This is a genomic window from Kaistella haifensis DSM 19056, assembly GCF_000735695.2.
Classification (GTDB): Bacteria; Bacteroidota; Bacteroidia; order Flavobacteriales; family Weeksellaceae; genus Kaistella; species Kaistella haifensis.
This window is the reverse complement of the sequence record NZ_JASZ02000017.1, coordinates 1-23598: the sequence shown is the minus strand read 5'-3', so window position 1 is coordinate 23598 and position 23598 is coordinate 1. Positions and strand designations below refer to the sequence as shown.

The 23598-nt window shown below is 36.4% G+C and carries 23 protein-coding genes; 6 read left to right on the top strand and 17 right to left on the bottom strand.

Annotated elements, in window-relative coordinates:
• Positions 1–11: 11 nt before the first annotated feature.
• The 3 genes from obgE to AP75_RS08565 all read left to right on the top strand — a co-directional run bounded on the left by obgE (position 12) and on the right by AP75_RS08565 (position 3043).
• A complete protein-coding gene (obgE, locus tag AP75_RS08575; RefSeq protein WP_031503468.1) occupies positions 12–995 on the top strand; it encodes a GTPase ObgE in 984 nt (327 codons plus the stop codon).
• 89 nt (positions 996–1084) lie between these two features.
• A complete protein-coding gene (locus AP75_RS08570; RefSeq protein WP_031503466.1) occupies positions 1085–1570 on the top strand; it encodes a DUF6438 domain-containing protein in 486 nt (161 codons plus the stop codon).
• A 219-nt stretch (positions 1571–1789) separates the two neighbouring features.
• A complete protein-coding gene (locus AP75_RS08565; RefSeq protein WP_088264300.1) occupies positions 1790–3043 on the top strand; it encodes a DEAD/DEAH box helicase in 1254 nt (417 codons plus the stop codon).
• A gap of 67 nt (positions 3044–3110) precedes the next feature.
• Here AP75_RS08565 and AP75_RS08560 read toward each other — a convergent pair whose 3' ends face one another.
• From AP75_RS08560 to AP75_RS08535, 6 genes are all read right to left on the bottom strand, one after another.
• Entirely contained in the window at positions 3111–3875 is a 765-nt protein-coding gene (locus AP75_RS08560) for a TatD family hydrolase (RefSeq protein ID WP_088264298.1), read from the bottom strand.
• A gap of 107 nt (positions 3876–3982) precedes the next feature.
• On the bottom strand, positions 3983–4933 hold the full coding sequence (locus AP75_RS08555; protein ID WP_031502930.1) for a GSCFA domain-containing protein: 951 nt from the start codon (positions 4931–4933) through the stop codon (positions 3983–3985).
• Between the two features lie 25 nt (positions 4934–4958).
• Positions 4959–5930 (bottom strand): polyprenyl synthetase family protein, encoded by a 972-nt coding sequence (locus tag AP75_RS08550; RefSeq protein WP_031502931.1) that lies wholly within the window; start codon positions 5928–5930, stop codon positions 4959–4961.
• A gap of 116 nt (positions 5931–6046) precedes the next feature.
• Positions 6047–7189, bottom strand: a complete 1143-nt coding sequence (locus AP75_RS08545) for an inorganic phosphate transporter (RefSeq protein ID WP_088264296.1) — start codon at positions 7187–7189, stop codon at positions 6047–6049.
• 28 nt (positions 7190–7217) lie between these two features.
• Complete coding sequence (locus tag AP75_RS08540) at positions 7218–7856, bottom strand: DUF47 domain-containing protein (protein ID WP_088264294.1); 639 nt, start codon at positions 7854–7856, stop codon at positions 7218–7220.
• A 164-nt stretch (positions 7857–8020) separates the two neighbouring features.
• Positions 8021–9727: a DEAD/DEAH box helicase gene (locus AP75_RS08535; RefSeq protein WP_088264292.1), complete on the bottom strand. Its 1707-nt coding sequence runs from the start codon at positions 9725–9727 to the stop codon at positions 8021–8023.
• A gap of 141 nt (positions 9728–9868) precedes the next feature.
• Here AP75_RS08535 and AP75_RS08530 point away from each other — a divergent pair, with 141 nt between their 5' ends.
• Positions 9869–10534 (top strand): DUF2461 domain-containing protein, encoded by a 666-nt coding sequence (locus AP75_RS08530; RefSeq protein WP_031501493.1) that lies wholly within the window; start codon positions 9869–9871, stop codon positions 10532–10534.
• Positions 10535–10553: 19 nt separating this feature from the next.
• On the opposite strand, the gene AP75_RS08525 is transcribed toward AP75_RS08530, so the two are convergent.
• A complete protein-coding gene (locus AP75_RS08525) occupies positions 10554–11069 on the bottom strand; it encodes a TlpA family protein disulfide reductase (RefSeq protein ID WP_031501494.1) in 516 nt (171 codons plus the stop codon).
• Between the two features lies 1 nt (position 11070).
• Complete coding sequence (locus AP75_RS08520) at positions 11071–12696, bottom strand: alpha-amylase family glycosyl hydrolase (RefSeq protein ID WP_088264290.1); 1626 nt, start codon at positions 12694–12696, stop codon at positions 11071–11073.
• A 126-nt stretch (positions 12697–12822) separates the two neighbouring features.
• Between AP75_RS08520 and AP75_RS08515 the strand changes: the two genes are divergently transcribed.
• Together AP75_RS08515 and AP75_RS08510 are read left to right on the top strand one after the other, a co-directional pair.
• A complete protein-coding gene (locus AP75_RS08515; RefSeq protein WP_088264288.1) occupies positions 12823–13635 on the top strand; it encodes an FkbM family methyltransferase in 813 nt (270 codons plus the stop codon).
• Positions 13632–15110 carry a lipopolysaccharide biosynthesis protein gene (locus AP75_RS08510; RefSeq protein WP_031501495.1) on the top strand — a complete coding sequence of 493 codons (1479 nt, stop codon included), beginning with the start codon at positions 13632–13634 and terminating at the stop codon, positions 15108–15110. Before AP75_RS08515 ends, AP75_RS08510 begins: the two co-directional genes overlap by 4 nt.
• Here AP75_RS08510 and AP75_RS08505 read toward each other — a convergent pair.
• The 9 genes from AP75_RS08505 to AP75_RS08470 form a co-directional block, all read right to left on the bottom strand.
• Positions 15107–16165 (bottom strand): hypothetical protein, encoded by a 1059-nt coding sequence (locus AP75_RS08505; protein WP_031501497.1) that lies wholly within the window; start codon positions 16163–16165, stop codon positions 15107–15109. The two genes, AP75_RS08510 and AP75_RS08505, sit on opposite strands and share 4 nt — an antisense overlap.
• A 2-nt stretch (positions 16166–16167) precedes the next feature.
• Positions 16168–17748, bottom strand: a complete 1581-nt coding sequence (locus AP75_RS08500) for an amidohydrolase (RefSeq protein ID WP_242589794.1) — start codon at positions 17746–17748, stop codon at positions 16168–16170.
• 85 nt (positions 17749–17833) lie between these two features.
• Positions 17834–18247 (bottom strand): GxxExxY protein, encoded by a 414-nt coding sequence (locus tag AP75_RS08495; RefSeq protein ID WP_031501498.1) that lies wholly within the window; start codon positions 18245–18247, stop codon positions 17834–17836.
• 15 nt (positions 18248–18262) lie between these two features.
• Positions 18263–19144: a glycosyltransferase family 2 protein gene (locus AP75_RS08490; protein WP_088264284.1), complete on the bottom strand. Its 882-nt coding sequence runs from the start codon at positions 19142–19144 to the stop codon at positions 18263–18265.
• 1 nt (position 19145) lies between these two features.
• Positions 19146–19292, bottom strand: coding sequence for a hypothetical protein (locus AP75_RS14285; RefSeq protein WP_158212073.1), 147 nt, complete (start codon positions 19290–19292; stop codon positions 19146–19148).
• 33 nt (positions 19293–19325) lie between these two features.
• The gene (polA, locus tag AP75_RS08485) at positions 19326–22154 is read right to left on the bottom strand and encodes a DNA polymerase I (RefSeq protein WP_088264282.1); all 2829 of its coding nucleotides are present in this window, start codon (positions 22152–22154) and stop codon (positions 19326–19328) included.
• Positions 22155–22268: 114 nt separating this feature from the next.
• Positions 22269–22838 carry a phosphatase PAP2 family protein gene (locus AP75_RS08480; protein WP_088264280.1) on the bottom strand — a complete coding sequence of 190 codons (570 nt, stop codon included), beginning with the start codon at positions 22836–22838 and terminating at the stop codon, positions 22269–22271.
• Between the two features lies 1 nt (position 22839).
• Positions 22840–23166 (bottom strand): Sec-independent protein translocase subunit TatA/TatB, encoded by a 327-nt coding sequence (locus AP75_RS08475; protein WP_031502073.1) that lies wholly within the window; start codon positions 23164–23166, stop codon positions 22840–22842.
• 76 nt (positions 23167–23242) lie between these two features.
• Positions 23243–23598: transposase (locus AP75_RS08470; RefSeq protein ID WP_143755845.1), on the bottom strand; the 356-nt coding region annotated here is incomplete at its 5' end.

Sequence of the window (23598 nt, the reverse complement as noted above, 5' to 3'; positions counted from 1 at the left end):
AAGAATTAAAAATGTCAAATTTCGTAGATTACGTAAAAATCCACTGTAAAAGTGGTCATGGCGGTGCCGGATCAGCGCATCTTCGCCGTGAAAAATATATTCCGAAAGGCGGTCCCGACGGTGGCGACGGTGGACGCGGCGGTCACGTAATTATGAAAGGAAACGCTCATGAATGGACGCTTCTTCCTCTTCGTTTTACCCGCCACATCAAAGCAGAACGAGGACACAACGGAGGGAAAAACCAGCTTACCGGCGCTTATGGGCAAGATGTTTACATAGAAGTTCCTATGGGCACTATTGCTAGAAATGAGGAAGGTGAAATCTTAGGCGAAATCTTAGAAGACGGCCAGGAAATCATCATCATGAAAGGTGGAATGGGCGGTTTAGGTAACGAACATTTCAAATCTTCTACCAACCAAACTCCACGGTACGCGCAACCTGGAATGCCTGGAGAAGAAGGTTATGTTACTTTCGAATTGAAACTTCTGGCGGATGTAGGACTTGTTGGCTTCCCGAATGCAGGAAAATCTACGCTTTTGGCGGCAGTTTCCGCAGCTAAACCGAAAATTGCTGATTACGCATTTACGACGCTTACTCCCAATTTAGGAATTGTAGATTACCGAAACTACAAATCTTTCGTAATGGCGGATATTCCCGGGATTATCGAAGGCGCTGCGGAAGGAAAAGGTCTCGGACATCGATTTTTAAGACATATTGAAAGAAACTCAATTCTTTTGTTCCTGATTCCGGCTGATGCGGAAGATTATTTCCAGGAATTTAAAATTTTGGAAAACGAATTAAAAGAATTTAATCCTGAACTTTTAGATAAAGATTTCATCATTTCCATTTCAAAAGCTGATATGTTGGATGAAGAACTGAAAGCTGAAATCTCCAAGAAATTCCCAGAAAATAAGCAGCCAATTTTCTTCTCTGCGGTTACACAGGAAGGATTGATGGAACTGAAGGATGAAATCTGGAAAAAGCTTCATGGTTAGTTATATTAAAAGATAAAAATAGATTTGAAAGATTTCAAGTCTATTTTTTTTTGGTATAAAAATTGACTTTTACGTAACAAATCAAATTTATGAAATATTTACTCATCTTATTATCAATTACATTGCTGATGTCTTGTGCAACTACCACCAAATCTCAATATTCTAAAATCGAATACGAAGCAGGAGCTTGTTTTGGTTTTTGCCCGATTTTTAAAATTACCATCAATCCCGACAGAACTGCGGTGATAGAAGCAGAGCGATTTACCTTTACCGAAGGCAGAACTAAAGATGATATGTCTGGGGAAAAAGAAGGAACTTTCAGAACAACCATTAAAGAAACTGATTACCAATTACTTTTGTCAAAATTAGATTCTTTGGATTTAAAAAATTTAAAGGATTATTACGGAAACAAAAACGTTACCGATTTACCAACTTCTCATTTGAAAATCACCTTCGCTGATGGAACACAAAAACACATAGAAGATTATGGAAAAGGCGGAACCGAAAAACTAGATGAAGTATATCAACTCATTGAAGATTTAAGAAAATCACAGGATTGGACTAAAGTAAATTAATCGTCACAAAAAAACAGTAAGCTAGTGCTAAATTAATTTACACTATCTTTGCAACACAAAATTCCTTCTTCGCGGAAGGATTTTTTATGAACGATGTCATTCTTAATGAAATTCGCCACCTGCGAAATCCGAAATTTTTCGAAATTTTCAACTTCATTTCTTCGTTACATTACTTAAAGAATGACGCAGTTCATTTTATTATAATTAAAAATTTTTCATTTGAAATTTACCGACTTAAAACTCATCGATCCTATCGCTAAAGCGTTACAGGAAGAAGGTTACACCCAACCAACCCCAATTCAGGAACAAGCCATTCCAAGTATTCTAGAAGGCAAAGACCTCCTCGGAACCGCACAAACAGGAACCGGAAAAACAGCAGCTTTTGCGATTCCGATTCTGCAGAATTTAACTCAGAAAAACATCCGAAATAACCAAATCAAAGCTTTGATTCTGACTCCAACCAGAGAGTTGGCCATTCAAATCGAAGAAAGTTTCAACGCTTACGGAAGACATTTGAAGATGAGAAATCTTGTCGTTTTCGGTGGCGTAAAACAAGGCGCACAGGAAGCCGCTCTTAAAAAAGGAGTGGATATTTTGGTAGCAACACCGGGAAGACTTTTAGATTTTATTGCTCAAGGAATCATCTCTTTGAAAAATCTTGAAATCTTCGTTTTAGACGAAGCCGACCGAATGCTCGACATGGGTTTTGTACACGATGTGAAAAGAATTGTGAAACTTTTACCCCAAAAAAGACAGACTTTGTTTTTTTCGGCAACTTTCCCGGATGAGATTAAAACATTGGCAAATTCCATGCTTAGTAATCCTGTGAAAGTATCAGTAGCACCGGTTTCCGCAACTGCAGATACTATTCAGCAGAAAGTTTATTTTGTTGAAAAAGACAACAAACTGGATTTGCTTACCCATATTCTTCAGCAAGATATTTCCGATTCGGTTTTGGTATTTTCAAGAACCAAACACGGCGCTGATAAAATCGCTAGGAAATTGCAATCTCACAAGATTTCTGCAGAAGCCATCCACGGAAATAAATCGCAAAACCAAAGACAAAACGCACTCACCAATTTCAAATCTGGAAAAACGAGAATTTTGGTTGCTACCGATATCGCAGCAAGAGGAATTGATATTGATGAACTGAAATATGTCGTAAATTTCGAGCTTTCTGATGTATCCGAAACCTATGTTCACCGAATCGGAAGAACCGGAAGAGCCGGCGCAGAAGGAAAATCGATCTCGTTTGTGGATGGATTAGATTTGGTAAATCTAAAAAATACAGAGAAACTTATTGGCAAGAAAATCCCTGTAGAAACCGATCATCCGTTTCATACCGACAATCTGGTTCCGCAGAAAAGAGATTCGAACAACAAACCATTTTCTCCGCGACCAAAACCACAAAGCAAAGAAAATATCGGTTACAAAAAACCGAAAAACAAAAGTAATTTTTCGCGAAATAAATAAAGTGAAAAACTAAAATAAGCTGCGAATTAAAGGAAAAAACCTTCTTTAATTCGCGGCATTTTTATGTTTAAATTTTAAAGATTTGCAGTGCATTTTCTGTGGTAATTCTGTCGATTTCAGAGAAGTCTTTTCCGTAAATATCGACCAATTTTCCTACAACCAAATCGAGATACGCACTTTCGTTTCTTTTCCCCCGATGTGGAACTGGCGCAAGATACGGTGAATCTGTTTCTAACACAATTTTTTCCAGAGGAATTTCATTTAAAAACTGATCAATTTTCCCGTTTTTGAAGGTGACTACTCCACCAATTCCTAGAATAAAATTCAAATCGATGGCGTGTTTCGCTTGCTCCAGATTTCCCGAGAAACAGTGGAAAATCCCTCGTAATTTCGGATGTTTTTTTCTTTCTAAAACTTCAAAAGTCTCGTTGAAACTTTCTCTTGTGTGAATTACAATTGGCAAATCTCTTTCGATTGCCCAATCAATTTGTTGCTCGAAAGCCTTAATTTGGATATCTAAAGTAGTTTTGTCCCAATATAAATCGATTCCTATTTCTCCAATCGCTGGAAAATGCCTTTGATCGAGGTAATTTTCAATAACTTTCAATTCGTATTCCCAAGATTCAGGTTTTACATAACACGGATGAAGTCCCATCATGGAGTAAATTTGGTTAGGAAATTCGCTTTCCAAAGCCAACATTTTTTCATGAGTTTCAGAATCGATTGCCGGAAGAAAAAACTTAGAAACTCCTTTATTCAAAGCTCTTCCGATGGTTTCTTTTCGGTCTTGATCAAATTCTTCGGAGTATAAATGGGTGTGGGTATCGATCATTTTGTTTATATTTCATATTCGCAGCCCGACTTGAACGGAGCTCTTTTTGTGCAGCGAAGCGGAACAAAAAAGCGGGAGTGGAAGGCGGAAAAAGCTGCCCAAATAATTTAAAATATTTTATGTTTTACTTTAGCTTGCTGAATGGCGATTTTTTCCTTAATATTTTCTAAAAACTCCTGATGTTTCGGGCTTTTTTCATCGGAAGTTTTGTGCGCTAATGCTTTCGCAATTTTGAAATTTTCTTCTACAAATTCTTTTGTTGTTTCGGAAAAATAGGCGTTACCGAATTTCTCCCAAATGTATTGCACCGCTTGTTTGTTAGGATGAATCAAATCCTCTTTATAGAATCGGTAATCGCGCAAATCGTCCATTAAAATTTCATAAATCGGCAGATAATGGCAATTTTCAAACTGTGGCAAAATCTCGTGAATGGCGGTGATGAGTTTGGATTTGCTCCAATTGTTTTCCACCATTCCGTCTTTGGTATGACGAACCGGTGAAACGGTGAATAAAATCTGTACATCGTCTTTGCAAATATCCTTCAAAGTAGTCACAGTTTCATAAATAGAATCGGTGATTTCCAGATGGGTTAACATCCGTTTTTGAAAGAATTTTCCCGGAATTTTATGGCAATTTGCAACCAATTTTTTCTTTGGCAAAAATTCATAAATAAATGAAGTTCCGTAAGTTATAATGACCCAATTGGTTTCCTGTAGAAAACGGTTTCCCAATTCGATATGGTGATTGATTTTCTCTAAAATCTGATGCACAAACCTGGAATTGAAGCTGCTGTGATGATCCAGAGAAATCAGTTCATCATTGTATTTGATCAAATCCTCTTCGGTATAAAATTCAGCATCGTGAAGTTTTTTCAATGCTTGATTAATGGAAAACGGATTAAAAACGGTTCCAAAAGGATTGTTGAGAACTTGCATTTGAGCAGTTTCCAGCAGATCGGACATTTCGGTGGCGAAACAAGATCCTATGGAAAAAATTCTGTCTTGGGTTTCTATTTTTTTGGGGAAAGCAGGAATTTCTACTTCAGTGCGGAATTTCATTTTTTCAATTTGAAAGTTTGAGAATTTACGATTCTCTTCTTAAAAGATAATTGGCCAACTCGATAAACGGCTTCTTTTTCTCATCCGGAACGTCAATTTTATTCAAATAATCCTGAGCAATTTCGTTGTATTTTTGGATGAGAAGCAGTGTTTTTTCATCAACTTTGGTACGGCGGAAAATCTTTTCTACGCTGTAGATTTTATCTACATTATCGGTTTTTTTGGAGTACCAATATTCCAATTCTTTTCGTTCTTCCTCGGTTGCATTTTCTTTTGCGAGAAGATAAAGAACGGTTTTTTTGTTTTCGTAAATATCGCCTGCATGTTTTTTACCAAATTGCTCCTGATTTCCGAATACATCTAAATAATCATCCATAATTTGAAAAGCAATTCCTACGTTTTTACCAAAATTAAAAATCGCTTTTGCATCTTTGAAATCTGCGCCGGCAATTAACGCTCCAATTTCAAAAGAAGATGCACTTAAAACTCCTGTTTTATAGGTAATCATTCGGATATAATCGTTGAAAGTTACGTTTGGTAAAGTCTCAAAATTAATATCATATTGTTGTCCTTCGCACAGCAACAGTCCGGTATGAGTAAAAACACGGATACAAGCTTTGAACAGTTCCGGTTCCAGATCTTCAAAAAACTTATAAGCTTTTAATAAAAGCGCATCACCGGAAAGGATTCCTGTATTAATACCGTGCAAGGTATGAATGGTTGGTTGGTTTCTTCGAAGTGGCGCCTCATCCATAATATCATCATGAATCAGCGTGAAGTTGTGGAAAAACTCAATCGCTAAAGCCGGTTTTATAGCTTTTTGAAGATCTCCACCAAACAGATCATTGGCCATAAGAACCATAATCGGGCGAAGTCTTTTACCACCGTGCGAAATTATATAATTCATAGGTTCATAGAGTTCTGTAGGTTTGTCTTTAAAGACATATTTTTCCACAGCCTTGGCTACGATTTCCTGATATTTATCTAAAAATTGCATAAAAATGATGTTTTTACAAATTTACAATTTTAAAAACTTTTTGTTTCTACATAGTTGATAAAAAAAACCCACTTCTTAAAAAAAGTGGCTTTAAATATTTTAAGGTTTAAAAAACTTTATCGGACAGCAACAATGAGTAAGTAAGTAATACCCGCAACAATCGCGGAGATTGGAATAGTTAATATCCATGCCCAAAGCAAGCTTACGGTAATTCCCCAACGCACTGCTGAGATCCGTTTCGTTAATCCTACCCCGATAATCGCACCGGTGATGGTATGTGTGGTAGAAACCGGAATCCCGAAATGTTCGGTTAAGAAAAGAGTGACAGCACCCGCTGTTTCCGCTGCAACACCTTCAAGTGGAGTAACTTTGGTGATTCTAGTTCCCATTGTTTTCACAATTTTCCAGCCGCCACTCATGGTTCCGAGGGCAATCATAAGGAACGAGGTGATGGGCACCCAATAGTAATGCTCTACGAAATAAGTAAACTGATGCGATCCATCCATGGCTAGGTAAACAGGATCCTGCAGCATTTGAACATGATAATAAATCACGGCTGCACCGATAATTCCCATTACTTTTTGCGCATCATTGGTTCCGTGTCCCAAACTGAACAATGCGGAGGAAACCAACTGCAATTTTTTGAAAATATTATCCGCTTTTCGGGGATTTGTTTTTTTGGCAATATTTACAATAATCAAAGTGATGATAATAGAAATAATAGATCCAATAATTGGAGCGAGGAAGATGAAAAGGATAATTGGAATAACTTTATCATATTTCACCACATTTTGGCTAAATAACTGCTTAAAGGCAAGCGATGCGGTATCAAAAAAAGAAAGATCCGGCTGAGCCAAAGCTACTGCATTATAATCTGAAACTAAAGCATACATCAATGCTGCACCCAAAAATCCACCAATTAATGTATGGGAAGAAGAGGAAGGAATCCCGAACCACCAGGTTAGTAGATTCCATGCGATAGCAGCAATTAATCCGGCTAAAATGACATCAAGGTTTATAAAATTTTCATTAACAGATTTGGCAATAGTGTTTCCGATCTTAAATTCGCCGATGATGTACATCGCCACAAAGAAAGCCGCAAAATTCCACACTGCTGCCCATAATACTGCTTGAAAAGGCGTTAAAACTTTAGTGGAAACAATGGTCGCAATGGAATTGGCTGCATCATGGAATCCGTTGATATAATCAAAAATTAATGCTAAAACGATGATTACAATTAATAATATTGGTAAATCCATTCTTTATTTTTAATGTTAAAGGATCTGGTTACGCATATTTAATCACGATACTGTCCATGGTGTTTGCTACATCTTCAGCCTTATCGGTTACGATTTCAAGATATTCCAGAACGGATTTTATTTTGATCACGTTAATCGCATCGTTCGTTTCAAAAAGCTTTACGATTGCCTGGCTTAAAACATCATCAGCAATATTTTCGTAAGAATTGATTTTGATACAAGATTCTTTAACACCTTTCGGATTCTTAAAATCTTTAAGGTTATTCATCGCTGTTTGAATTTCCACGCAAGACTTATAAATCAACAATGAAAACTCTGTGTATGCAGGATCTAGAGGGGTTTTGTATAAATAAATATATTTTGCAGAAGCATACATATAATCCGCGATATCGTCCAACCCGCTTGCTAAATAGTTGATGTCTTCACGATCAAAAGGAGTGATAAAATTTTCTCCTAACTGAACAAAAATCTCATGAGTGAGATCGTCCAATTTATGCTCGTAATCGCTCATATTTTTTAGCATCGTATCATCATTGATGTCAAAATCCATCAATCCTTCATGAAACTCTTTGGACATTTGGGTAAGCGTTGCAGCTACTTTTTCGAAGAGTACAAAAAACACTTTGTCTTTTGGTTGGAATGCTTTAAAGATATTTCCGATTCCCATTGTTTATCATTTAAAATTAGTGGTGCAAATTTCCGAAAAAGCGTTTTAACTGCACGATTTTAATATTAAGTTTTATTAACATTAATGATTTTCTTTCCACAAATTACAAAAAAAGCAGCTCTGTTTTCGTACAGAACTGCTTAGTTTATCAATTTCAGCTTAAATTAGTTCGCCACTTCGGCTCTCATTTCTTTCCCTTTGAATTTCTGGGTTTGCAAACCTTTCAAAACTTCATCCTTAAAAGATTTTTCTACTTCAAAAAATGAGAACTTTTCAAGAATTTCGATGTCTCCGATATCTGGTCTTTTCTTAGATTTCGCGGTGGATTTGTTGATAATTTCCAACATATCCATCTTTTTCAATTGGTCTTTTTTACCAAGATTAAAGAAAAATCTCACCATATCGCCATTGTTTTTTCTTGGCTTTCTGTCGCGGTCTCTTCCACCATCTCGGTAGTTATCTCTTCGATCGCCTCTGTCTCTTCCACGATCTCTGTCTCTTCCTCTGTCACGATCTCTTCCACCTCTTTCGCCGCGGTCGTCACTATTGAATTTTTGATCTGCCAAATCGTTCTTGTCTTTGTAGAACATGGCTAAGTCTCTCAATTGCAATTGCAATAATTTGTGAACCAATTCTTCTTTAGAAAATTCCGATAAATCTGGGATTAAAGCATCATCAAAAGTAAAAAACTCCTCATGTTCCGTGAATAATTTCTCGAAAACACCACCTACCTGAGCTTTGATAATCGCTTCTCCGGTTGGAATTTTTTTCTCAACGATATCAATTTTTGTAGAAGATTTTATCTGCTTTAATTTTCTGGATTCTTCAGGTTTAATCAAAGCCATTGATATTCCGTCCTTCCCTGCTCTACCCGTTCTACCACTTCTGTGAACGAAAACTTCCGGATCATCCGGCAAAGAATAATGAATAACATGAGTCAATGAATTCACATCCAAACCTCTTGCTGCCACATCAGTCGCCACTAAAATATCAATATTTTTGAGGCGGAATTTTTTCATTACCGTATCTCTCTGCGCCTGAGACAAATCGCCGTGAAGCGCATCTGCAGCGTATCCATTTTGCATCAAAAAGTCTGCTACTTCCTGAGTCTCCATACGGGTACGGCAGAAAATAATCGAATATTGATTCGGATTAGCGTCAATCAATCTTTTCAAAGCTTCTTTTTTATGACGGTAACCTACCACATAATATTCATGCTTGATGTTTTTCTTCACCTCATTGATCGATCCTACGGAAATACGGTGAGGAGAAGTTAAATAATTCTTGGAAATTCTTTCCACCTCTTTATTCATCGTTGCTGAGAATAAATAAGTTTGTTTCGTTTCCGGAGTTTCTTTCAAAATAGTTTCCAAATCATCTTTGAAACCCATTGAAAGCATTTCATCAGCTTCATCTAAAACCAGCCACTGAATTTCCGAGAAATCCAATGCTTTTCTGTTAATTAAATCAATCACACGACCCGGAGTTCCCACAATAATTTGTGGTTTTTCACGAAGCGATCGGATTTGATCCATAATACTGCTACCACCATAAACCGCTGTAGTTTTGATGTTTGGCAAATATTTGGAATAATTTTTAATGTCTTTCGTAATCTGAAGACACAGCTCTCTTGTCGGACAAAGCACCAAAAATTGGATTTTGCGACTACCCTCGTCAATCATATCCAAAATCGGAAGCGAAAATGCTGCTGTTTTGCCCGTCCCTGTCTGCGCTAGTGCGATCATGTCGCGTATATCTGTAGAGATAAAAGGAATGGTCTGTTTTTGGATTTCTGTTGGGCTTGTAAACCCTAATTCACCAACTGCCTTTAGAATTTCTGGACTTAGGCTGGTTTCTGTAAATAAATTCATTAAGTATATTAAATATTTTGCAAATATACGTTTTTTTGAATTGATAAAAATTACATTGTTTTATTAAATTTATCTTAAAGAATACAATAATTACCGTACAACTCCAATTTTTCAGTAAATTTGGACTTAAATCTAAGCAATATGTCCTCTAAAATAGAAGCTTCAACACTCCATTTTCTTAAAAATCTTTCAAAAAACAATAATCGCGAATGGTTTACAGAAAATAAAGACCAATATATCGCAGCTCATCAAAATGTCTTGAATATGGTAGAAAATTTAATTGAAAAAATTGGAGCTTTTGATGAAGAAATCATGAAAATTGATGCCAAGAAATCGCTCTATCGCATTTATCGTGATGTGCGTTTTTCTAAAGATAAATCGCCCTACAAAACCAACTTCGGCGCGGGTTTGGGAATGGGAAAAGGCAATAAAATTTCCGGATATTACTTGCATATCGAACCCGGAAAATCTTTTCTCGCCGGAGGAGTTTACCAGCCGGAACCTTCTGTTTTAAAAGAAATCCGCAAAGAAATTTCGATGAACGCCAAAGAATTTCAAGAAATTCTACAACAAGACGATTTCCGTAACAATTTCCGCGGATTGAGCGTGGAAGGCAAGTTGCAAAGAGTTCCCAATGGTTTCGACAAAGACGATCCTATGGCAGAATTCTTAAAATTAAAAAACTTAATTGTCGTTCATCCGATTTCTGATGACGCTTTGATGCAGGAAAATGCCACGAAAAACATGGCCAAGATTTTCCAATCAATGAAACCACTCAATGATTTTCTGAGTGCGCCGTTTTTGTAATATTTAACGTAAAAATCCTTTAATTTTTTAAAGAATTTAATGTTTTCTGAAGTTCCGGATCTTTTGGATTGATGGAATAGTAATTAGCAATCGTCCCTTTTTGATCGATTACCATAAATCTCGGAACCCAATTCAGGTCGATATAATTGTTGAAATTATTTTTCCAACCTTCATCAAACCAGTAATTTTCCTGATCGACAATATTATACTTTTCTAGTCCTTTTTTCCACTGTTCATGGGATCTGTCGAGTGAAAAATACACAAATTCTATTTCAGGATTATTTTCTTTCAACTCCTTTGTAGAAGGCAACGCAAGAATACAATCACGACACCAACTTGCCCAAAAATCAACGATGAGAACTTTACCTTTATGTTGTTCCAAAACATCATTAATGCTCACTTTCTTCCCGGAAGCGGTGACGATTTTCTGAGCCAGTGCTTCTTTCGAAAACTCGGTTTTTAAAACATCTGGAACTTTTTGCGAAAATGCATTGAACCCGAATAATATTAAACCTAAAAATAGTAACTTTTTCATATTAATTTTTTTCAAACAAAACTACTGAAAACTCAGTATTAATAATTGCTTTTCCATTTTCAACTTTCGTCATTTGCCCGGAATAAGCGTCTCGTAATTTTGTTCCATTTTCAAAAATCCCTACAACCGAAATTTCTTGGGTTCCGGAATTTAAGTCTAAACCTATTAAAACTTTATCATCATTATAAGTCCTTGTAAACCAATACGGATTTGATGAAATCATTTGATGAACTCCCGCTCCAACCGCGGGATGATTTGCACGGAATTTTCCTAATTTTTGGTAATGTTGCAATAATTTTTGACTTTCAGTATTATTTTGAAGATCAGTCCAATTCATATTGCTGCGAAGCGTTGCATCGCCTGTTGCGCCTTCAATCGTTAAATCGCGCGCAGATTCGTCACCGTAATAAACTTGTGAAATTCCCGGCGCGAGCAAAAGTTTGGTTCCAGCCTCAAAAGTTCTTTTTCTTTCTTTATCGAAAGGCGTGCCGTCGTCGTGAGAAGTAAGATAATTCATCACGGTTTTTCCATTCAAATCTGAATGAAGCAACTTGGAATAATTGGAAAACAGCTCCTCATAAGATTTATTGGCGTCACCTTTAAAATCGAAGTTAATCAAAGATTTAAAACCATTTTGATAGTAATTCACTTTTTTATCTCCGAAATCGTAATTCTGTTTTTGAGAAATACCGTATCCGTAGACCTCTCCCACCGTGAAAAACAAATTATTATCGAGTACTTTCGATGGATTTTTTCTTTTGTAAATATCAAAAGCTTCCTGGCAAATTTTCTGGAAATCTTTCCACACATCTTCGTTCGTATGCTTCACAGTATCAACACGATAACCATCAATTCCAAATTCTTCAACATAATCAGCAAGCCATTTCATGATGTAATATTTCGGCGCTTTCGGATAACCGGTTCTTGCGAAAAAATCATTCAAAGATTTCATTTCCGCCTCATATTTACCTTCTTTCTTCCATTTTTCTATCAACATTTCAGGAAGCTCAGCGGGAAGATTAGATTCTGTTAAAACATCCGGAAGATTAGCAACCAACGTACATGCAGTAGTGTTTTGATAATTGTTATATTGGCACTGCGGCGAAGTGCGAACCCATGAATTGGGATAAACAGGATCAATAGCCGTAACCGGTCCGGTATGATTCACCACCGCATCCAAAACTACCCGAATTCCTTTTGCATGAGCTTTTTCAACCAATTCCTTCAGTTCTTCTTTTGTTCCGAAATTCGGGTCGAGATTCGTCCAATCTTTCGCCCAATAACCGTGAAAAGCATAAGTTTTGCCGGTACCTTCGTCGGTTGCGCCGTGGATTTGCTCCACAATCGGAGTCATCCAAATCGCATTGATTCCCAAATCGGTAAAATAGTTGTCATCAATTTTCTGAATAATCCCTCTTAAATCTCCACCTTCAAAGCCACGCAAGACAGCTGCTTTTTCTTTTCGTTCAAAATTTACGTCATTTGAAGCATCACCATTTTTGAAACGATCAGTCAACAAAAAATACATATTCGCACCTTCCCAAGTAAAATTTTGTTTTGGAGAATGATTAACAGAACCGCAAGAAATAAGCGCAGAAAAACCTGCGAGGATAAAGAATTTTTTCATAAAAATTATTTGATTGTTAAAGATAAGGATTACTACGCTTTATGAAAACCTATTTCATCTTACGTTAAGGTTTTAACATTTATTTAACATATTTTTCTATCTTTGTTTCCCTCAAAGGAAAAAAGTATGTCTTTATACCAAAGAATTGCCGAAAATTTACAATTTGTTGCTCCCCAATTTTACAAGAAAAGATATTTTAAAAATTTAAAAAATATCACCCGGGAAAATTTTTCGGAGAGAAATATCGAACCGGAATTACTATGGATAAAGGAATATTTAAAGTCTGATGCTGTTTTTTTGGACATCGGAGCCAATTCCGGAAGTTTTGTTTTTCAACTTGAAAATAAATTGTCGCCTAAAAACATTTACGCATTTGAACCCAACAAAAATCTATTTTCCCGGTTAAAGCGGATTTTCCCAAAGACCAATATTTTTCCTTTAGCTCTTTCCGATAAAAATGAAATCGCAACATTTAAAGTCCCCATTATTAAAGGAAAAAAATATAATACCCGCGGAACTTTACAATTGGATTACCGAGAAATCGATGAAACCAAACATATCTTGCAACAAGTAAAAGTAATGAAACTGGACGATTGGGCTGATCAGGAAAATTTAGAAAAAATTGATTTCATTAAAATTGATGTTGAAGGCAATGAAATGCAAACTTTGCACGGTGCAAAAACCGTGATCGAAAAATTTCAACCAGCAATGATGGTCGAAATGGAACAAAGGCACCATTCCCAACCGCTTCATCAACTGATTTCCGAAATTGAAAATTGGGGCTATGAAACATTTTTCCTAGACCGAAAAACATTTGATTTAGAAAAACTCGATGAAAAAATGATTTCCGAAAATACTGACGGCAAAGTTGGGACGAAACAAGCGTATAACAACAACATGATTTTCATCCCTAAATCCCATAAAACCGAAAAAATATGAGTGTAGTTGCGCGACAGGGTTTTAAATATTCCGTGATTGGATATCTCGGATTTTTGCTCGGAACTTTTTCGGCAATTTTCGTGTTCCCTCACGATATGGAATTCTACGGAAAACTTCGCTATGTACTTCCTACAGCCGAAATGCTGCTTCCGGTAGTCGTTTTCGGATTATCTTTTTCGAATGTTAAATTTTTCAACCAAACGCAACAAGACGGAAAACATCAGAATTTCCTATCGCTTTCTTTATTGGGAATTTTGCTGAATTTCATCATTTTTCTTATCGGTTATTTCGCCGTGAATCTTCTTTTTCCAAAACTTCAGGAAACCGAGATGTGGCAAATGAAACGCCTAATTTTACCGCTGATTCTCGTGCTTGCTTTCAGTGCAGTTTTCAACAAATATCTTTCAAATTTCAAGAGGATCGTCGTTCCAAATATTTTTGAAAATTTATTACCGAAAATTGCCAATTTAGGAGCGTTTTGTCTTTTCTTTTTTATTGGTTTTCCTGAAAAAGCAGCATATCTTTTCTTTATCGGAATGTTTATTTTAGGGCTTTTCGGTTATATTTATTACACCAATCGACTCGAAAAGCTGAAACCTGATTTTTCCACCGAGTATATTAAAAAAGACAACCTTTGGAAAGAAGTGCTGAACTATAGTTTCTACGGATTTTTGGGAAATATCGGGAATTTCATCGCGGTGAGAATCGACAGTGTGATGATCGGTGAATTCCTCGGCTTCGAACCAAACGGAGTGTACAACACGCTCTACTCTATCATTTCGCTAATCACGGTTCCAGCAATGGGATTGTACAGCATTTCCGCGCCGATTATCAATAAACACCTCGCTGAAAATGATTACGAAGAACTCGATCGTTTGCACAAAAAATCTTCTCTCATTTTATTTTTCCTCGGTTTGGTTTTGCTTTCATGCGTGTTGGTCGGTTTTCCGTATTTGACACATTTCATCAAGAACGGCGAGCTTTTGCGACAATCGGAACCTGTAATTTGGGTACTCGGTTTTGCAATGCTTTTCGATTTGGCGACTGGATTTAACGGACATATTATTTCACTCTCGAAATATTACCGTTTTAATATCGTAGTGATGCTTTTTTTGGCGGTGACAACGGTTTTGCTGAATATTTATTTCCTTAAAAACACCAATCTTGAACTTTTTGGCGTAGCGATTGCGACTTCAATTTCTTTAACGCTTTTCAACATTGCCAAAATTACTTTCAATTACATCAAATTTGGAGTTTTCCCATTGACGATCGAAATGATTTATGCCCTAATCATCGGAACTTTGGGAATTACGGTAGCGATTATTCTGCCCGATTTCAAAAGCAGTTTTGTGAATTTAATTTACAAACCTTCCATTCTTTTGATATTGTTTTTTATCGGGAATTATTTCTTGAAAATTTTCCCTCTGGAAGATTATGTCAACAGAAAATTCTTAGGAAGTATTTTTAAGTTTTAGAGAAGCGTCAGAAGTTTTTGTTCTAAATTTTTCCGCACTTTTTCACGAGCAAAATTTTCTTCAAAATCATAATTCATTAATTTTTGATCATTGAAAATCTGTTCTTCTAAATCCTTGCTTTCAGGAATAATAAATGGATGAGAATTCGGATAATTTTCCGGAAAAATCGCCAGTTTCCCATATTTGATGGCATCACCAATATTTCCGCTCATTTTCGTTTTGCCGTAAAATTCTTTTTGGCTGAAAAATTCCGTCTCACTTTGAATCGGACACCATAGAATATCGGCTTTTTGCATCCAATCATCGAAAATTTGTAGGGGAACTTTCTCCGTAAAATATTGAATAGAAATATTTTCTGGTTTAGTTTTCTCAAATTCCTTAAGCCAAGAAAGTTCCTTTCCATCGGCTTTTCCCAGAAAAATAAACCGACAAGGTGTGTTCCTTTTAAAAGTTTTAATTTTTTCTAAAAGATGAAGATAGTCACGCCGCGCCTGAGAAACGGTTCCCGGAATTACAATGGTTTGGATTGATTTTCTGTTTGCGGAATAATCATTATTAAAGAAAACAGGAAGAAATTTCAAAGTAAAATCCGAATTTTTCTGAACTAAACTTTCATCCAAAACCAAAAGATTTCTAGCTTTTTTATAAACTTCAGTCGCTGAAAGCAAACCTTCTTTCAATAAAAGTTTCAAACGGTATTTAATATCATTTTTAAAAATATTCTTAAAAAGTTGAAAACTCGAAATTGTTGTAAAATTCAGATTATGAATAATGACAGAAGTATTAAATTTTCGGGAAATTTGATTGAATACATTAAAATATCGGTGAACAGTTCCGATAATAATAAGTTGATAATTCTTAGTTGACAGTTGATGGAAAAGCTGTGCTGGATTTGCTTTTTTTATATTTTCAGTTTCATTTAAACCTAAAGTTTTGAGGATTTTTTCACTGAAATAATAATCCACAGAAAACTCTCGGGAATCATTCATTAATTCCATAAAATTTGCAGCTATTTCTGCATGCGTATCGAGTTCGATGTAGGCGATTTTTTTCAAAATTAATGCACTTTTTTGCCTGAACTATAAGTTTCCAAAACCTTGGTTTCTAAGATTTTATTTTCATCAATACTCATCAAATCCTGATTCAGAACCACAAAATCCGCAGATTTCCCCTCTTCCAAACTCCCCAATTCTTTTTCTTGAAAAGCCGCTTTCGCCGCCCAAATCGTCATTCCTCGCAATGCCTGTTCTCTGGTTAAAGCATTTTCTTTCTGAAAACCATTCGCCGGAAAATTTTTAGCATCTTTTCTGGCAACTGCCGCAAAAAATGTTTTTATCGGATTGATTTCCTCTACAGGAAAATCGGTTCCCAGAGGAAGCCAGCCATTTTGATTCAGCAAATCTTGGTAGGCATAAGAATATTTCAAACGATCTCTTCCCAATCTTTCTTCCGCCCAATACATATCCGAAGTCGCATGAGTAGGTTGAACTGAAGGTATAATGGAATATTTACCGAACAAGTCAAAGTCATTTTTATCGACAATTTGGGCATGTTCGATGCGCCATCTTCGGTCATTTTTAATGCCTAAAACATCTCCATAAATTTTAAGAATCGTCCGGTTAGCGGAATCTCCAATGGCGTGGGTACACATCTGAAGATCGCTGTTTTTAAGTTTTTTAGCTAAAGTTTCAAAATGTTGTTGATCGCTCAACAAAAAACCTTTCCAATCTTTTTTATCAGAATAATCGTGGAGCAGACACGCGCCCCGGCTTCCCAAAGCTCCGTCCGAATAAACTTTATATCCGCCAAAAGTAATATTTCCTTTGGTGAATCTTCCTTTTTTAATCCATTCGTTGTAGGTGGTGGGTTCATCTGAAAGCAAAGCAAAAATTTTCATCTGAAGTTTGTCCTGCCTCTGCATTTCTTCCAGAAGCGAGAATGTATGCGTTGAAATTCCACAATCATGAAGCGATGTGAGTCCATAAGAAAAACAGGTTTTCTGCAAATCTTGAAAATATCTAATGGCCATTTCATCACTGATTTCAGGAATAAATTTTTCCACCAAAAGCATCGCATTATCGACGAGAATTCCGGTGAGTTTACCGTTTTTCACTTCTATCTCGCCACCATTTATTTTAGAATTCACTGTAATTCCGGCTATATCAAGTGCTTTTTGGTTAGCAATCGCTGCATGTCCGTCCACTCTTTTCAAATATACCGGACGATTCGGGAACAATTCATCGAGTTTTGCTTTGTTCGGAAACTCTTTTACCGGCCAATCATTTTGATCCCAACTTCTTCCGTACAACCATTCCATAGGCGCATTTTGGGAATAAACGGTCAGTTTTTCAATGATCTCTTCCCAAGATTTTGTACCCCACAATTCGCATTTCCATTGATCGGTTGCATAACCTGTGAAATGGCAATGCGCATCGATAAATCCAGGAAAAACTGGTTTTCCGTCAAGATTCTGAATATTTTCAGATTTATACTTCTTCAGAATATCTTTGCTTTTTCCTACTGCAAGAATTTTTCCATTGGAAACCGCCATCGATTCCACTACATCGAAATTCTGGTTCACTGTATAAATTTTCGCGTTCGTAATGATAAGATCGGCGTTTTTTTGCGCGGATAACATCCCGTAAAAAAATAAAAGAATTGCAATTATACTTTTCATGATTCGACTGTTTTTACTTGGTAATTAACCACATAGATTTATAGGTTTATTCGTTTTGTAAACCACTGAAATATTCGTTAACAAAGGTCTTTTGACCTTCTCTAAAAATATTAGAAGAATTAAAATTAATTAGAATGCCCTTCGGACATTTTAATAGTTTCATATAGGTCAAAAGTTGTGCTTCGTGGATCGGAATTAATTCGTGCACACTTTTTAGCTCTACTACAATACTATTTTCGACGAATAAATCGCAACGAAAATCAACATTAAGTAATTTCTTCTTATAGATCACCGGGAGTTTTAGCTCTGATAGAAAATTTATTTTCCTATGTCTTAACTCTTCTTTTAAACACTCGTGATATACGCTTTCTAAGAGACCTCTGCCCATCGTTTTATGGACCTCAATAGCACTTCCAATGATCTCGTATGTCAAATTATCCAAATATTTTTTTGTGACCATAATGAAACTATGTGGTTAAAAATTTTTTTTAAATATCTGACTCCACCGTAAATTCCGGATGTATCGAATTTCTTCTTTCGAAAGAGAACTTGGGTGATTTTGTTTTAAAAAAGATTTTAAAGTGATGAAAAACTCAGAAAAAGATTGATTTTTCAAGGAAGATTTTCCAGAAGAAATCAGCATTACAGGAAAACTTAAACCGATATTATAAAAATATTCTCCTAATTTTTCGGCCTTTTGATTTTTGTATTTATAAGCAGTCGGACGAAGATGTTTCACCCATAAATCTTTGATGGTGATCACTTCCCAACCGTGTTTTTTTGCCAGCATCACGTCGATATTATCCCAGCCGAGAACAGGCCGCAAACCGTTCATCTCCTGAAAACATTCTTTCCGGTAAGATTTGATTGGGCCGCGTACGTGATTTTTCGATGAAATATTTTCGAAAACCCATTGTCCTTTTTCATCAGAAAAATTAAAAGCAAAATTTTTCTCAAAAACATTTTTTTTGATTTTAACAATTCCCGAAACCATGCCGGCTTTTGGGTTCTTTTCGTAAACGTCGTGAATTTTTTTCAGATAATTTACAGGAAAAATAATATCGGCATCGAATTTACAGATGATATCAAAATCTTTAAGATCAACCATTTCCAGGCCTTTGTTAAAAGTGCGTACGACTTTTGCGCCGGGTTGATGTTCCGATTTCTCTAAATTTTTTATTTCAAAATCTGGATGAGCTGCTGCGAATTCATTCACAATAGCTTGAGTTTGGTCCGTCGAGCCATCATTTACCACCACTATTTTATAATCCCTGAAAGTCTGATTTTTCAGAGACTCGAGACAGAAAAGAATATTCTTTTCCTCGTTGTGAGTGGGGATGATGATCAGGAATTTCATTCTAAAGGAGTACGTCTTGCAATTCTTTCATCGCAAATATTCCGGCTTTTATAAATTTTTCTTCATTCTCCTGATGTCTAGGATAAACTTCCATAAACTGCTCCATGGTTGCCTCAGGATTGTTCTCGTAGAAAATGAAGGTTTTCATAATTGAAGGTTTTTTGATGACTTAAACTGTGACTTAATGCGCTTCCAGCCAGTTATTTCCTACACCAACTTCTACCAGCAACGGAACTTTGGTTTCAAACGCGGATTCCATTTCGGTTTTAATTAAAGTTTTGGCGATTTCTACTTCCTCAACTGGTGCTTCAAATAAAAGTTCATCGTGAACCTGTAGCAACATTTTGGTTTTTAAATTTTGTTCTTCTAGTTTTTCATCAATTTTAATCATTGCCAATTTAATCACATCAGCTGCGCTCCCTTGGATTGGGGCATTCACCGCATTTCTTTCTGCATGAGCTCTCACCACAAAATTGGCAGAATTAATATCTTTTAAATGACGTTTACGGTGAAGAATTGTCTCCACATATCCTAATTCCTGCGCCTTCTTAACCTGGTCTGCCATGAATTTCTTTAGCTGAGGATAGGTTTCGTAATATGCTTCAATCATCTGTTTGGCCTCAGTTCTGGAAAGTCCGGTCTGTTCTGCCAAAGCAAATGCTCCCTGCCCATAAAGAATTCCAAAATTTACCGTTTTCGCCTGAGAACGCTGAGTTTTCGTAACTTCTTCCAGCGGAATATTAAATAATTTGGAAGCTGTAGAAGCATGAATATCTTCACCATTTTGGAATGCCAAAATCATATTTTCTTCATTGGAAATTTCGGCTATCAAACGCAATTCAATTTGAGAATAATCGGCAGAGATGATTTTTTTGCCTTCACCGGCAACAAAAGCACCACGAATTTGCTGACCGCGCAAAGTACGAATCGGAATATTTTGAAGGTTAGGATTTACAGAAGCTAAACGTCCGGTCGCAGCGGTAGTTTGCGAAAAATTGGTATGCACGCGATGATCATCTTTATCGATTTGCAAAGGCAAAGCATCCACATAAGTTGATTTCAGTTTCTGATAGGTTCGGTATTCGAGGATATATTTAATAATCTCATGCTTACTTGAAAGTTTTTGCAATATATCTTCAGACGTCGCATACTGACCGGTTTTGGTCTTTTTGGCTTTCGGGTCGAGCTGCATCTTTTCGAACAAAATTTCACCCATTTGCTTTGGCGAATTAATGTTAAATTCTTCACCTGAGAGTTCGAAAATTTTTAATTCAAGCTTACGAAGATCATCTTCCAGATCTTTACTTTCTTGCTCAAGCCATTGTTTATCCAAAGAAACTCCTTCCAATTCCATTTTGGCAAGCACTTTCATCAAAGGCATTTCTACTTTGAAAAAAAGATCTTCAAGGTTTTCTTTTTTTAATTGCGGCGCAAAAAGTTCGTACAATTGCCAGGTTACATCAGCATCTTCCGCAGCATAATTGGTTTGCTCTTCAATGGAAACCGAGCGCAAAGTTCCTTGCTTTTTTCCTTTACCAATAAGGGTTTCAATGGAGATTGGCTGATAATGAAGATAAATTTCGGAGAGATAATCCATTCCGTGTCTGCCATCAGGATTGAGCAGATAATGAGCGATCATGGTATCGAAAATTGCACCTTCAACTTCAATTCCGTATTGCTTCAGGATTTTGTAATCGAATTTTAAATTGTGCGCTATTTTCACAATATCTTGTTTCTCGAAAAATGGTCGGAAAATTTCAAGTGTTTCAAGTGCTTCTTCACGATTTTCAGAGAGCGGAATGTAGTAAGCAAGGCCTTTCTTGTATGAAAAACTCATTCCGATCAGTTCAGCTTCCATTTCATTCAAAGAAGTGGTTTCGGTATCAAAAGAAACTGCTTTTTGGGCAAGCAAATTCTGAACTAAAATTTTCTGTGCTTTCGGAGCGTCGATATATTGATACAAATGATCGCTCTCCGCGATATTGGATTGGGTATTTGTCGCCTGATCCAACTCTTCATAAGTAGCAAAAAGGTCGAGTTGAACTGGTTTATTTGGATCTTCTACCTTGTCGAAACGGCTTATTTTATTAGGATCAAATTCTTTTTCAGCATCTTTTGCAGGAGCGAATGCACGGTAAAGATTTTCATACAATCTTCTGAATTCTATTTCATCAAAAACTTCTTTCACTTTTTCGAAATCCGGTATTTCAAGATCATATTTTTCCTCTTCAAATTCCACCGGAGCGTCACAAATAATGGTTGCTAATTTTTTGGATAAAATTCCCCGTTCTGCACTAGCTTCTATTTTTTCTCTTAGTTTCCCTTTGAGTTCGTGAGTGTTTGCTAGCAAATTTTCGATGCTTCCGTATTCTTTAATAAATTTTTTGGCAGTTTTTTCTCCAACACCTTCCAATCCCGGAATATTATCAACGGAATCGCCCATCATTGCCAGATAATCGATGACCTGTTTTGGATCCTCGATTTCATATTTTGTTTTTACTTCTTCAACACCCAAAATTTCAAACTCTGCGCCTTTTAAACCCGGTTTATAAATTTTAATTTTATCGGTCACCAGCTGAGCAAAATCTTTATCGGGAGTCACCATAAAAGTGGTATAACCTTGTTTTTCTGCTTTGCAGGCAATGGTTCCGATCACGTCATCAGCTTCGTAACCTTCAACTCCTAAAATTGGAACATGCATTGCCTCCAAAATCCGATGGATATACGGAATCGCAATCTTTATCGCCTCCGGAGTTTCGCTTCGGTTGGCTTTATAATCGGCAAAATCAGCGGTTCTCACACTCGCCTCACCTACATCAAAAACCACCGCCAAATGGGTCGGCTTTTCACGACGGATTAACTCAATCAATGAATTGGTGAATCCAAAAATAGCTGAAGTATCTTTCCCATCGCTGGTAATTCGCGGACTACGGATTAAGGCATAATACCCACGAAAAATCATCGCATAGGCGTCGATGAGGAAAAGTCTTTTATCGTTGTTGTGTGACATAGTAGCAAAGATAATATTTTTACGGCTTTGCAGAAAAGGAATAAAGTAAGATTCAGCACACGATTTAATAATGCGACGGAATAATATTTAAAATTAAATTTTAAGTAAAAAAAATTAAGAATTCGCTTTTTGTCTTTTGTAAATCACCTTCAAAGAAAGTGTTGCAAAGAAACCGCCCAGGAAAAATCCCATCAAAGCGCCCATGAAGACATCCATCGGGAAATGTACCCCTAAATAAATTCGGCTGTATGATACTAAAGTTGCCCAGAAAAACAGGAAATATGGCAAATATCGATGTGTTTTTTTCAGCAAAATGCTCATTAATGTTGCAATGAAGAATGTATTTGAAGCGTGGCTGGAATAAAATCCAAATTGTCCGCCACATTTTACTTCTCGAAGCAAACCGTCTAATGATGGATCATGGCAAGGTCTAAGTCTTGAAATTCCGGTTTTGAAAATTCCGGCAAGTTGGTCGGAAACAGTGACTCCTAAAGCTATAAATATGAGAATGAAAACCAAATTTCTAGTTCCGAATTTTTTGTAAAGCAAATAAAGAAAAATAACATAAAGCGGGACCCAAATCCAAGTCGCCGAAACCATAATCCAGAACTGATCGAACGACTGATTCCCCAAATTATTGAGGTACAAAAAAAGCTCCTTATCTTCCTGAATAATTTCTTGCATTTTATCGGCTTACAGGTCCTTGGTGATCATCGTTTTCCGCAAGATTTACTTTGGGAATATCTCTTTGTGCTAGAGCTTCTTTGGATTCCAGTTCAGCAAGTGGATTGTAATCTTTCGCGGCCTGCTTTACTTTGTCGATTTCTCTTTTAATTTCAGATACAGGATTATCAGTTTCCTTCAAAATCTCGGTCTTCACATCCTCCATTGCACCACGCATTTTGCGTACTCCTTGACCTAAATCGCGAGCTATTTGTGGTAATTTATCGGGACCGAACAAAACTACAATCGCCAAAGCGATCATCAGCATCTCTCCTATACTTAATTCCATTCGGCAAAATTACAAAAGATTTTGAGTTTCATATAAAAAATAAAATGTTATTTCAATGGATTCCTTTAGAGCCTGTTTAAATTTTATTCAATAAATTTTTTATGGCGGATAATTTTACCATATTTTCAGAATTTTCCATTAGTAATTCGTAATTCCTGCATAATCTCCTGTCGTTATCAAACCAGGAAAATGTCCGTTCAATAATCCATCTTTTAGAAAAGGGCTTAAAATCTGTTTTCTTTTCATCATTTCTCATCACCACATTGATTAGATAAGCAAACTTATTTTTCACCTGTTCTATGATTTCTCCTCTGTAACCTCCATCAGCAAGAATAATCTTCACAGGACTTAAGAAATATGCCAAAGTTCTCATGAGAAAATCAACAGCTTTACTGTCATGAACATTGGCTACAGTAACCATTATTGCTAATA

What these genes read in the sequence shown, in the direction of transcription:
- AP75_RS08555 (WP_031502930.1), bottom strand. Translation starts at nt 4,933, where the DNA reads ATGAAATTCCGCACTGAAGTAGAAATTCCTGCTTTCCCCAAAAAAATA.
- AP75_RS08495 (WP_031501498.1), bottom strand. Translation starts at nt 18,247, where the DNA reads ATGGTCACAAAAAAATATTTGGATAATTTGACATACGAGATCATTGGA.
- AP75_RS08550 (WP_031502931.1), bottom strand. Translation starts at nt 5,930, where the DNA reads ATGCAATTTTTAGATAAATATCAGGAAATCGTAGCCAAGGCTGTGGAA.
- polA (WP_088264282.1), bottom strand. Translation starts at nt 22,154, where the DNA reads ATGTCACACAACAACGATAAAAGACTTTTCCTCATCGACGCCTATGCG.
- AP75_RS08490 (WP_088264284.1), bottom strand. Translation starts at nt 19,144, where the DNA reads ATGAAATTCCTGATCATCATCCCCACTCACAACGAGGAAAAGAATATT.
- AP75_RS08500 (WP_242589794.1), bottom strand. Translation starts at nt 17,748, where the DNA reads ATGTTATCCGCGCAAAAAAACGCCGATCTTATCATTACGAACGCGAAA.
- AP75_RS08545 (WP_088264296.1), bottom strand. Translation starts at nt 7,189, where the DNA reads ATGGATTTACCAATATTATTAATTGTAATCATCGTTTTAGCATTAATT.
- AP75_RS08520 (WP_088264290.1), bottom strand. Translation starts at nt 12,696, where the DNA reads ATGAAAAAATTCTTTATCCTCGCAGGTTTTTCTGCGCTTATTTCTTGC.
- AP75_RS08530 (WP_031501493.1), top strand. Translation starts at nt 9,869, where the DNA reads ATGTCCTCTAAAATAGAAGCTTCAACACTCCATTTTCTTAAAAATCTT.
- AP75_RS08570 (WP_031503466.1), top strand. Translation starts at nt 1,085, where the DNA reads ATGAAATATTTACTCATCTTATTATCAATTACATTGCTGATGTCTTGT.
- AP75_RS08525 (WP_031501494.1), bottom strand. Translation starts at nt 11,069, where the DNA reads ATGAAAAAGTTACTATTTTTAGGTTTAATATTATTCGGGTTCAATGCA.
- AP75_RS08560 (WP_088264298.1), bottom strand. Translation starts at nt 3,875, where the DNA reads ATGATCGATACCCACACCCATTTATACTCCGAAGAATTTGATCAAGAC.
- AP75_RS08510 (WP_031501495.1), top strand. Translation starts at nt 13,632, where the DNA reads ATGAGTGTAGTTGCGCGACAGGGTTTTAAATATTCCGTGATTGGATAT.
- obgE (WP_031503468.1), top strand. Translation starts at nt 12, where the DNA reads ATGTCAAATTTCGTAGATTACGTAAAAATCCACTGTAAAAGTGGTCAT.
- AP75_RS08480 (WP_088264280.1), bottom strand. Translation starts at nt 22,838, where the DNA reads ATGCAAGAAATTATTCAGGAAGATAAGGAGCTTTTTTTGTACCTCAAT.
- AP75_RS08540 (WP_088264294.1), bottom strand. Translation starts at nt 7,856, where the DNA reads ATGGGAATCGGAAATATCTTTAAAGCATTCCAACCAAAAGACAAAGTG.
- AP75_RS14285 (WP_158212073.1), bottom strand. Translation starts at nt 19,292, where the DNA reads ATGAAAACCTTCATTTTCTACGAGAACAATCCTGAGGCAACCATGGAG.
- AP75_RS08535 (WP_088264292.1), bottom strand. Translation starts at nt 9,727, where the DNA reads ATGAATTTATTTACAGAAACCAGCCTAAGTCCAGAAATTCTAAAGGCA.
- AP75_RS08515 (WP_088264288.1), top strand. Translation starts at nt 12,823, where the DNA reads ATGTCTTTATACCAAAGAATTGCCGAAAATTTACAATTTGTTGCTCCC.
- AP75_RS08475 (WP_031502073.1), bottom strand. Translation starts at nt 23,166, where the DNA reads ATGGAATTAAGTATAGGAGAGATGCTGATGATCGCTTTGGCGATTGTA.